The organism is Reinekea sp., assembly GCF_982785585.1.
This window is the reverse complement of the sequence record NZ_CEYAVF010000032.1, coordinates 1-10,354: the sequence shown is the minus strand read 5'-3', so window position 1 is coordinate 10,354 and position 10,354 is coordinate 1. Positions and strand designations below refer to the sequence as shown.

Below are 10,354 nucleotides of genomic sequence, written 5' to 3'. Positions count from 1 at the left end.
TTCCTCAATACCTTTTTACACACCGACGCAGCCGGCCAAACCTTCCTTGACTACGCTCGGGTGACGCCGCCACACCGTATTCAGCTGGCAGCCTACCTGACCGAACTGCAAGCCATTGACCCGCTCACCCTAAACCGGGCCGAACAGCAGGCCTATTGGCTTAATCTCTATAATGCCGCGACCGTCGAGGTGGTGCTGGGCGACTATCCGGTCAAGAGCATTCGCGCTATTGGTGGCGCATTCGGAGGCCTGATCCCGACCGGCCCCTGGAGCGCTGAACGGGTTCGAGTCAATAACCAGATGCTCAGCCTGGATGATATTGAACATGGCATCTTTCGCCCCAAGTTTAACGACTTTCGCGCCCACTTTGCCTTTAATTGTGGCGCCAAGGGCTGCCCCAACTTAGCCGCCCAGGCCTTTACCGGGCTCGCTCTGGAGGCTCAGCTGAACGCTGCGGCGCAGGCCTTTATCAATCACCCGCGCGGCGTGCGTCTGCAAGACGGCAGCTTGACGCTGTCAAAGATTTTCGACTGGTATCGGGCCGACTTCGTGGCCGATGAACAGGCACTGCCGTTATTCTTAGCGCCCTTTGCCGAACCCATACTGGGCGCCCAACTGACCAACTATAGCGGCCGCATCGATTATGAATACGATTGGTCACTCAATGAGGCAGCACCATTACTATGAAGAAATTATTGCTCTTAGCCTTACTAATATCGGCCGTCGGCTTATTTTTCTATTTTGACCTAAGCACCTGGTTTACCTTGGCGAAATTAAAAAGCCAGCAGAGCGCACTGGCCACCTATCAGGCGGATCATCCGATCGGGCTAGCGCTGCTCTATTTGCTGACCTACATCGGCGTAACCGCTTTGTCGTTGCCCGGTGCCGCGCTCATGACCCTGACCGGGGGCGCTGTCTTTGGCCTGGTTCAGGGCACCGTGCTGGCCAGTGTTGGCGCCAGCATTGGCGCCACCCTGGCATTTTTAATGGCTCGCTTCGTCATCGGGGGCTGGGTGCAAAGCAAATTTGCCGACCGCATTGCCCCCTTCAACCGCGGTATCGAGCAAGATGGCGCCTTTTACTTGTTTTCGCTCCGCCTGGTACCGGTGTTCCCATTCTTTATCATCAACGTGGTCATGGGCCTGACCACCATTAGGGTCTGGACCTTCTACTGGGTCAGCCAGGTCGGCATGTTGGCCGGTGCCGCCGTGTACGCCAATGCCGGCACCCAATTGGCACAAATCGATAGCCTGTCAGGCATCGCCTCACCCAGCCTACTGTTGTCTTTTGTGCTGCTCGGTCTGTTCCCCCTCGTCGCGCGCAAGTCGCTGACTTGGCTGCGCCGACGCCAAGACACATCAGACTCTGTGCGCTGACGCGTGGCAATACTTGGTGTCCGGATCAGGGCTTAGCGTTGGCTGGCGCAAGCCTTGCCGAACGAGGCATACAACACTGATCAAAGAGCCATTCGATCTGCGGCCAATCTTAGGTATACTGGCCCTTAACTAGCGCCGGAATGAATCTAATGTCTATTCGAGTCCTGCTCAGCAGTCTACTGCTGATGACCACTCTGGCCCTGACCGGCTGCGGCAATAGGCCGACAGAGCTGACCTTGCCGAGCGCTGAGCGCACTAACATGACCAATACTGACCGCATTCAACCCTAAAGCATTAAGGCCCAACCCTAATATGGCTGCATTTCATTACCAAGCGAACCAACTGTTTATCGAACAGGTCTCTGTGGCAGAACTGGCCATGACTTACGGCACGCCCTTGTACGTCTATTCTCGCAGTGCCATCGAGCAACAGCTTGCGGCCTATCAGGAAGGTTTGGGTGACCACCCGGGGCTAATCTGTTATGCCGTCAAGGCCAATTCGAACTTGGGTGTGCTGAGCTGTTTAGCGCAACGCGGTGCCGGTTTTGATATCGTCTCGATCGGTGAGCTGGAACGGGTCTTACTCGCCGGCGGCGATCCAGCCAAAGTGGTTTTTTCCGGCGTAGCGAAAAAGGCCAGCGAGATGCGCCGCGCCTTAGAAGTTGGCATACACTGTTTTAATGTCGAATCCGCGGCCGAGTTGGAAAGGCTTAATGAGGTGGCCGGTGAACTGCAGGTCCAGGCACCCATTTCCTTGCGGGTTAATCCCGATGTTGACGCCCAAACCCATCCCTATATCTCCACTGGGCTGAAGGAAAACAAGTTTGGTGTCGATTTCCGTCAGGCGCGGGCCTTTTATCAACGGGCGGCCGCCCTAGCGCATATTCGCATCGTGGGCATGGATTGCCATATTGGCTCCCAGCTGCTGGTCTCGAAACCCTTCGAAGATGCCGTCGATCGCCTGCTGGCCCTGGTCGATGAACTCAAGACCGATGGCATTCAACTGGACCATATCGATATGGGCGGCGGCATCGGCGTGCAGTACACCGAGGACGATCAGGAGCCCGATGTCAGGGCCTACGTCGGCCTGTTGGTAGAGCGCATTAAAGGCCGAGATCTGGCTTTGGTTTTGGAGCCCGGACGCAGCATCGTCGCCAATGCGGGTATTCTGGTGACCGAGGTTGAATACCTTAAGAGCAATGATGAGCACCACTTTGCCATTGTCGATGCCGGCATGAACGACCTAATCAGGCCCTCTCTGTATCAGGCCTGGATGGATATAGTCCCGGTCAACAAGGCGTCGGTCGGACAACAGGCGAGTTGGGATGTGGTCGGGCCGATCTGTGAAACCGGTGATTTTTTCGGCAAGGGCCGTGCCCTGAGTCTGCAGGCCGGCGACTTGCTGGCGGTGATGTCCGCCGGCGCCTATGGTTTTGTGATGGCGTCCAACTATAACAGTCGTGGCCGCCCAGCCGAGATTTTGGTCTCTCAGGGTCATGTCCAGGTGGTGCGTCAGCGAGAAACCATGGAGTCCTTATGGTCATTAGAAGCCACAGCCGACGCCTGAATAGGCTTTGTTAGAACGCGGAATATTCGCGGTTTGGGTAACGACCCTACCGTCCAAATTAGGCAGCAGAGGCAAGCATGCGGTTAAAGTTTACAAAGATGCACGGTTTGGGCAATGACTTTATGGTGATCGATGGCGTCACCCAAAATGTCGAACTCAGTGCGACAGAAATTGAAGAGTGGTCCGATCGGCACTTCGGTATCGGTTTTGATCAGCTGCTGTTGGTCGAGCCGCCCACCCGGCCCGATCGCGACTTTCGCTATCGAATCTTTAATGCCGATGGCAGCGAAGTGGAAAATTGCGGCAACGGCGCGCGCTGCTTTGCGCGTTTCGTCACCGATCAGCGCCTGACCGAACAAACCTCGATCCGGGTTGAAACCGCCGGTGGTGATCTGGAGCTGCATATTCAGGACGATGGCCAGGTTACCGTCGATATGGGTCGGCCACGCTTGGCCCCAGCAAAAATCCCCTTTAATGCCCCCGACCGGCTCGACCTCTATGACTTGCAGGTGAATCAACAGACCCTGCAAATCAGCGCCGTTAATATGGGCAATCCACACTGTGTGATCCGAGTTGAGGATGTGCTGCGGGCCGATGTAGAACAACTGGGTCCACAGATCGAAAGCCATCTCGCCTTCCCGCAACGCGTCAATGTTGGCTTCCTCGAAGTGGTTAACCGCAGCCAGGTCCGCTTGCGCGTGTTTGAACGCGGCGTCGGTGAAACCCTGGCTTGTGGCACCGGCGCGTGCGCCGCTGTTGTGGCCGGGATCATCAATGGCTGGCTCGACCATGAGGTGTCTGTCACACTGCCAGGTGGCGTTTTAGCCATTCAATGGTCGGGCGAAGGCAACGTTATGATGACCGGTCCCGCCAGCCGGGTGTTCGAAGGAGTTTTATCGTGAAAAAGTTGTTTCAGCAGCTTGGTTCGGCCGAGACCGACGTCGTACGCTATTTAAAACAGCATCCTACTTTTTTTGAAGATCATCCGAATCTACTCAAGACGCTGCATATTCGTCATGACAGTGGCCAGGCGATCTCCTTGATGGAGCGTCAGAATAGCATTTTACGCACTGAAAACAGCGCCATGATCGATCGTATAAGTCAGTTTATTAGTGTCGCCCAGCGCAACGACCAGCTGTTTTTAAACTTGCAGGCCTTGTCACTAGAACTGATTACCTGTCGTACCCTAAACGAGATCAGCCATACCCTGACCCAGGGCTTGACCGGCCGATTCGAGGTTGAAGAAGCACAACTGGTCTTCAACCACCTGCCCGGCGACACCGACGACTCTTGGCGCGCCTGCGATGCCAACGCCTTAGAGCTGCATTTCCCAGAGACGGTGGCGCATTTAAGGAATCAATGTGGTGAATTCGACTCGGCGGCACGGCAGTTTATCTTCGGCGACGCCGCCGTCCGATCCATGGCCGTTGCCGCCATTTCGCTCAATGGCCAGGCCATCGGTCTACTGGCCCTAGGCAGTCGCGATGCGCTGCACTTTAAGTCGAGCACCGACACTTTGTTTCTGGGCTATCTGGCCATGGTGGTCAGTCAGCTGTTGGTTCGCTTTTAAGCTCTATCTGGATCTTGTCCATCAGACTGAGGCCGACATGGGCATCGTAGTAGGCGGCCTCATTGATAAAGGCACCGTAGACAACTTTACTACCGGTATAGGCTAGGGTATCTCCGGCCAACGTCATAAAAAACGGGTCGCCCGGCGCAATCGGCTGGTAGTCTCTGTCCTGCAAGTCCGGATGCACCATCGCGGTTAATTCACCTTGCTCATTTTCCGGCAGGACCACCTTTTCGACAAAGCAGAAGCCCTCGCGCTGCCCCGCTAAATTCGGCAAGGTGCCTCGATTAAAGGCATCTAAATAGTCCAGGCAATGCATCACCACCGCCTGGGTTTCATTGTATACATCGGCCCGAAGTAAGCCCTGGGGGACCGGCCCCACCTCGACCAAAAACCCGTTGTAACGCCCCACTGAGGTGAGAAAGGTGTCACTCAGGCGTTCACCCGGGTCCATAAATAATTTCGCATGGGGCAGTTGCTGCTGCACATAGAAGGCCATGCCGACCACCAGCGGGTCTTCACTGTTAAAGATCAATGAGGTACCCATATTGGCGGTGGTGGTGTGTAAATCGATAACAAAGTCGACTCGGGGATCTTCCTTCGGGCCGAGCAACGCGTTGAGGGCCTTGGCCTGCTGGTGTTCATAACCGAGGAGAGCGGTATTGTTGAGATCATCAAGACTGAACTGACGGTTTAGATCCTGATCGATATAACGTCGATTGAGCCCGTTAGCCCTGGGGTTGGTTAGGTGCAATTCGGTGGTAAAGCTCGAGCGAGCCACCTGTGCGGGGTCAGAGCGCCAATGTTTTAACAGATGAACACCGGTCAATTCATTACCATGGGTGCCACCGGTAATGGCAACCTGCTTAATGTGCGGCATAATACTCAACCTCGAAGGAACAAAAGGGGAATGGAATCAGCTTAACAGCTTTGGCCTTGTTGATCCGCTGATTTTCCACATCCAACACCGAGATTTAGAGCGCGCCCGAGCCGACGTCCCGGGGCGACCTGCTGTACTCAAAAACCATCGACTTGCCCGCCCGCCTTGGCCATACTGACGCGAAAACCCGTCGATAGGAGACACAGATGCGCATCGCCATGATCTGGGCAATGGCCAATAACGGCGTCATAGGGCGCCAGAACAAGTTGCCTTGGCACCTGCCCAATGACCTAAAATACTTCAAGCGCCTGACCAGCGGCAAAACTGTGATCATGGGCCGCAAGACCTATGAAAGCATTGGCCGCCCGTTGCCGAATCGGATCAACATAGTCATCACGCGTGCGAAGGATTTTCACGCCGAGGGCATCAAGGTGGTCAATAGTTTGCCAGCCGCACTGGAGCTGGCGGCGGCCGAGACGCTGATAGCCGGCGCCGAGGAAGTCATCGTGATCGGCGGTGCCGAGATATATAAGCTCTGTCTGCCCTTGGCGGAACGCCTCTACGTGACCCTAGTGCATGCCGATGTCGATGGCGATGCGCGCTTCCCCGAGTGGGATCGGCAGGCCTATCAAGAAATCGGCCGCGAGGACTTCAGCGCGGACGGTCCCAATCCGTATGACTATTCCTTTGTGGTGTTTGACAAGATTCGCCACTGAGTGCGCCGCCCGGCTTTATTCCAGTGGCGTGTCGGGCAGATTACGAATCTGCCCGACAATCAACAGCGCCGCTATGGAACAAACGCAGATGCCCAGCAGTATAGGCAACAGGGTGTCGTTATAGAACCAACCCACCAGAGCCGACACCAGCACGGCGACCACATTCGATACCGAACCCACCACCGCAGCGCCGATCCCGGCCATCCGTCCCAGTGGCACCATCGCCAAGGCGTTCAAATTGCCGAACAGAATACCGACGCAAAAAAACATCAGAAAACCCAAGCCCATAAAGGCCCACAAGGGTGGAATACCCTTATTCACAAAGGCGATCAGAGTCAGCAGCGTGGTAAAAAATAGCAGGCCCCAGAGGCCAGTCACCGTCAGACGCTCGGCGCCAAAGCGCACCACCAGGCCACTGTTTGCAAAGGACGCAACACCGATGCCAAAGGCTAGGGCGCCGAAGTAGAACGGGAAAGCCTCGCCGAGTTGGTATATACCCTGGAAAATGGCCTGCGCGGAGGCTACATAGGATAACAGGGCCCCGAAAATCAGCCCTGCCGTAATCGAGAAACCCAGTACCCTCGGGTGATGCACCACCGCGACGGTGGTGCGCCAGATGGCTTGCACGCGAAACGGCCGCCGATTGGCAACGCCTAAGGTTTCTGGCTGTCTTATCACCAACCAGAGTGCGGCAATGGTCGACAGGACAATAAACAAACCAAAGATGGCGCGCCAACTGAACGCCAGCAGGACTGCCTGACCGACCAGAGGGGCCACCATCGGCACCATGATAAAGACCATCATAACAAAGGACATGACCCGCGCCATGGCGTCGCCAACATAGATATCGCGTACCAATGCCAGTGATGCGATACGCGGTCCGGCGACACCAATGCCCTGGAGCACTCGACCGACCAGTAACATCGGTAAACTGGTCGCCGTCATGGCCAACATGGAACCGAGACAAAATAATAGGATGCCGGTGAGGATGCCGAACTTTCGGCCATAGGAGTCGGACAGGGGCCCGAAAAAGAGCTGTCCAAATGACATGCCAAATATCAGCGAGGTAATCACCCATTGGGTCTGACGCATATCCTGAACACCCAAATCGCTGGCTATCTGCGGCAGGGCGGGCAACATTGCATCGATACTGAGCGCCACCAACGAGCTGATCAGCCCGACGAGGGCAATAAACTCGGCGAGCGGAGGTGAGGCTTTGGTTCGAGCTTGGGACGAGGCGGTCATGTTGTTCCTACGGGGCGAACTTCGGCCGCGCAGTCTAGCACAGCCGATGGCCGGCTCTAGGCTTTTGTTCATCGTTGCCCCGTCCTGAGCGAGCCGCCGGCGACGAACCTGCAAACAAACATTTACAGATCGATATAAAAAAACCGCGCTCGGCGGTTTTTTTATTTTAGCAACTAGCGTGGTCCGATTGCTCGAGCCTTAGCGTTGCCACACGTCGCGCAAACCGATGGTCTTGTTAAAGACCAGGGCATCGCCCGTCGAGTCGAATCGATCGACGACAAAATAGCCTTCGCGCTCAAACTGAAAGCTGGCTTCCGGTGCGGCGGTCTTGAGACTGGGTTCAACAATACAGTCGGTCAGAATCGACAATGAATCGGGATTGATAAAGCTCATGAAATCATTGTCGCCCTTATCCGGGGTCGGATGATTAAAGAGTCGGTCGTAGACCCGCACCGTGGCCGGCAAGCCGTGCTCGGCCGATACCCATTGGATCACGCCGCGCGGCTTGATGCCGTCGATGTTATTGCCGACCGAGTCGGCAACCACCGTCGCCTGAATTTCGCTGATTTGGCCGTCGGCATCTTGGCTAAAACTTTCCGCCTTGATGATATAGGCACCGCGCAAGCGCACGTAATCGCCGGGCACTAGGCGTTTAAATTTCTTGCGCGACAGGCTGCTATCCAGATTAAAGTCATCCCGGTCGATCCACAATTCTCGACTCAGCGGGACATCACGCTCACCCAGTTCCGGCTTATTCGGATGGGCTGCCATGCTCAGTATCTCTTGATGACCCTCAGGCAGATTGGTCAACACGACCCGCAGCGGGTTCATCACCGCCATCGCGCGCGGTGCATTGTCGTTGAGATCGTCGCGAATTGAGGCTTCCAACATGCCCAGGTCGACGACGGTGCCGACGGCCCGAGAAATACCCGAGGCATCGATAAAATGGCGAATGGCCGCGGGCGATACACCACGCCGACGCATGCCGCTGATGGTCGGCATACGCGGATCGTCCCAACCGTCGACTACCTGTTCATCGACCAGTTTTTTCAACTTACGTTTGCTGGTAATGGTGTAGTTCAAATTCAAACGCGCGAATTCAACCTGGCGGGGCCGAGACGGCACCGGCAACTGATCGAGAAACCAGTTATAAAGCGGCCGATGGTCTTCAAATTCCAACGAGCAGAGCGAATGCGTCACGCCTTCGAGCGCATCACCCTGACCGTGAGCAAAGTCATAACTCGGGTAGATGCACCACTTGTTACCCGTTTGGTGGTGCTCAACCTTGCGAATGCGATAGATAATTGGATCGCGCATATTTAAATTGGGTGAGGCCATATCGATTTTTGCACGCAGCGAACAGCGGCCCTCATCGAACGCGCCGTCTTTCATCTGCGCGAACAGCTCGAGGTTTTCGGCCACGCTGCGGCTGCGGAATGGACTGTCTTGGCCCGGCTCGGTGAGCGAACCGCGCGCGCTGCGCAGTTGCTCGGCGTTTAGGTCACAGACATAGGCTTTGCCCTGCTCGATCAAATGGACCGCCCAGGCGTGTAACTGATCGAAATAGTCCGAGGTGAACTTAACCGGCGCCTGCCAGGTAAAGCCCAACCAACGGATATCTTCCTCGATCGCGTCAATATAGGACTGCTCTTCTTTTTCCGGGTTGGTGTCATCGAAACGCAGATTGGTTTCGCCCTGGAATTCCTGCGCGAGACCAAAATTGACGCAGATCGCCTTGGCATGGCCGATATGCAAATAGCCATTGGGTTCCGGCGGAAAACGGGTAACGATTTTAGTGTGCAGGCCGGCTTTCAGATCATTGTCGATGATTGTCCGCAAAAAGTTGGACGATTGTTCAGTCATGTAGGCGCTTCTCTGTTCCAGGGCGTGGGAACCGCCGATTATAACGATTCCCGGCCGGTTAAACAGGCGCAAAGGCAAAGAAAACCGCTGGCCCAACAAGAAAGGTCGATTTTAGGCCTCGCCGTGCCGACTCAGCGAGCGGGCAGGCCGAACCGGCACGAGGCTCTGCCCACTTTGACTGCAAAAAAAACCGACACAAGCGCCTCAAAATGGGCTCCAGAGTTGTCTCTGACGGCTATTCAGGGCGGTGCTTAACCATCCGCCGCAGACCCAAAATCGACAACAGACCCATGCCAAATAGCAGCAGAGTAGCGGGTTCGGGCACATCCACCAACTCGATCGCGGCCAGCGCGAAGTCACTGCTGTACGGATTACCCAAGTACGGATGAGCGCCCAGGTAGAGGTTGGTCACCCCGCTAAAGAGTCCGGCACTGGTCAGGTCTAAGGCATTATCTAGCGTCGCGGTGAGAAAACCGGTGTGATCATTATCGGCGGTTCCTTCCCAGATACCATAGTTCAGATAGCCGACGTCGCTGCCAATTGAGGCATGTTCGGCGACTCGATCGGTGGGTGAGGCCGCGAACAGGTCGAGCAAAGTAACCGATTTAATATCGACCGCCGATGAAAACATCACCTGCAACAACTCAACACCATAGGTGACTTCGTCATCGCCAATGCCGATACCATCGGTTTCACATTGCAGACCCTGGCCGCCCACATCGAAGCAGGGTTGCTGGCCGTCATAGGGGGTGTTGGTGAAGGGCACCTGCTGGCCATAACGGTTATAGGCGATCAGGGTTACATCCAAATCACCATAGGCAACGGTGTGTGGCGTGCCAGCGGCAGACCATTGAGTAGCGTCGGTGAAGTCGATCAACGTGGCGTGGGCGGCACTGGCCGCAACAATGAGTGCGCCGGCGGCGAGCCAGCCTCTTGCGTAAGACAACATAGGGCATATTCCTTTTGCTGGTTGAATGGCACATTCAATAAAGCAAAAACCAGACCTATTCCTAAGCGCGGCCAGGCGACACTGGCCCCAGGTGGGGCGGACCCGAGTGTCTGTAATCGGCGCGGTGAACTGTATAATCATTCGACGGTTGTGGGCTGTGCATGTCGAGTTCTCTTACGCTGTTAAAAA

11 protein-coding genes are annotated in these 10,354 nt (G+C 55.7%); 7 read left to right on the top strand and 4 right to left on the bottom strand.

The window, feature by feature from the left end:
* From AC4FIC_RS12280 to AC4FIC_RS12255, 6 genes are all read left to right on the top strand, one after another.
* On the top strand, positions 1-687 hold a 687-nt coding region (locus tag AC4FIC_RS12280; protein WP_476194413.1), incomplete at its 5' end, for a DUF547 domain-containing protein.
* Positions 684-1,376 (top strand): TVP38/TMEM64 family protein, encoded by a 693-nt coding sequence (locus tag AC4FIC_RS12275; RefSeq protein ID WP_273283819.1) that lies wholly within the window; start codon positions 684-686, stop codon positions 1,374-1,376. The genes AC4FIC_RS12280 and AC4FIC_RS12275, both read left to right, overlap by 4 nt.
* 149 nt (positions 1,377-1,525) lie before the next feature.
* Entirely contained in the window at positions 1,526-1,666 is a 141-nt protein-coding gene (locus tag AC4FIC_RS12270) for a hypothetical protein (RefSeq protein ID WP_273283820.1), read from the top strand.
* A gap of 22 nt (positions 1,667-1,688) precedes the next feature.
* Positions 1,689-2,942 (top strand): diaminopimelate decarboxylase, encoded by a 1,254-nt coding sequence (lysA, locus tag AC4FIC_RS12265; RefSeq protein ID WP_476194411.1) that lies wholly within the window; start codon positions 1,689-1,691, stop codon positions 2,940-2,942.
* A 77-nt stretch (positions 2,943-3,019) separates the two neighbouring features.
* Positions 3,020-3,844 (top strand): diaminopimelate epimerase, encoded by an 825-nt coding sequence (gene dapF / locus AC4FIC_RS12260; protein WP_273283824.1) that lies wholly within the window; start codon positions 3,020-3,022, stop codon positions 3,842-3,844.
* Positions 3,841-4,512, top strand: a complete 672-nt coding sequence (locus tag AC4FIC_RS12255) for a DUF484 family protein (RefSeq protein ID WP_158524254.1) — start codon at positions 3,841-3,843, stop codon at positions 4,510-4,512. Before dapF ends, AC4FIC_RS12255 begins: the two co-directional genes overlap by 4 nt.
* On the opposite strand, the gene AC4FIC_RS12250 is transcribed toward AC4FIC_RS12255, so the two are convergent.
* Positions 4,487-5,392, bottom strand: coding sequence for an aspartoacylase (locus tag AC4FIC_RS12250; protein WP_273283827.1), 906 nt, complete (start codon positions 5,390-5,392; stop codon positions 4,487-4,489). The genes AC4FIC_RS12255 and AC4FIC_RS12250 overlap by 26 nt on opposite strands.
* Positions 5,393-5,598: 206 nt before the next feature.
* Here AC4FIC_RS12250 and AC4FIC_RS12245 point away from each other — a divergent pair, with 206 nt between their 5' ends.
* Positions 5,599-6,108, top strand: a complete 510-nt coding sequence (locus AC4FIC_RS12245) for a dihydrofolate reductase (protein WP_100255757.1) — start codon at positions 5,599-5,601, stop codon at positions 6,106-6,108.
* 15 nt (positions 6,109-6,123) lie between these two features.
* Here AC4FIC_RS12245 and AC4FIC_RS12240 read toward each other — a convergent pair whose 3' ends face one another.
* The 3 genes from AC4FIC_RS12240 to AC4FIC_RS12230 form a co-directional block, all read right to left on the bottom strand.
* On the bottom strand, positions 6,124-7,353 hold the full coding sequence (locus tag AC4FIC_RS12240; RefSeq protein ID WP_475843626.1) for a multidrug effflux MFS transporter: 1,230 nt from the start codon (positions 7,351-7,353) through the stop codon (positions 6,124-6,126).
* A gap of 198 nt (positions 7,354-7,551) precedes the next feature.
* Positions 7,552-9,216 carry a glutamine--tRNA ligase/YqeY domain fusion protein gene (locus AC4FIC_RS12235; protein WP_100255755.1) on the bottom strand — a complete coding sequence of 555 codons (1,665 nt, stop codon included), beginning with the start codon at positions 9,214-9,216 and terminating at the stop codon, positions 7,552-7,554.
* 235 nt (positions 9,217-9,451) lie between these two features.
* Positions 9,452-10,165 (bottom strand): PEP-CTERM sorting domain-containing protein, encoded by a 714-nt coding sequence (locus AC4FIC_RS12230; RefSeq protein ID WP_476194410.1) that lies wholly within the window; start codon positions 10,163-10,165, stop codon positions 9,452-9,454.
* Between the last annotated feature and the right edge of the window lie 189 nt (positions 10,166-10,354).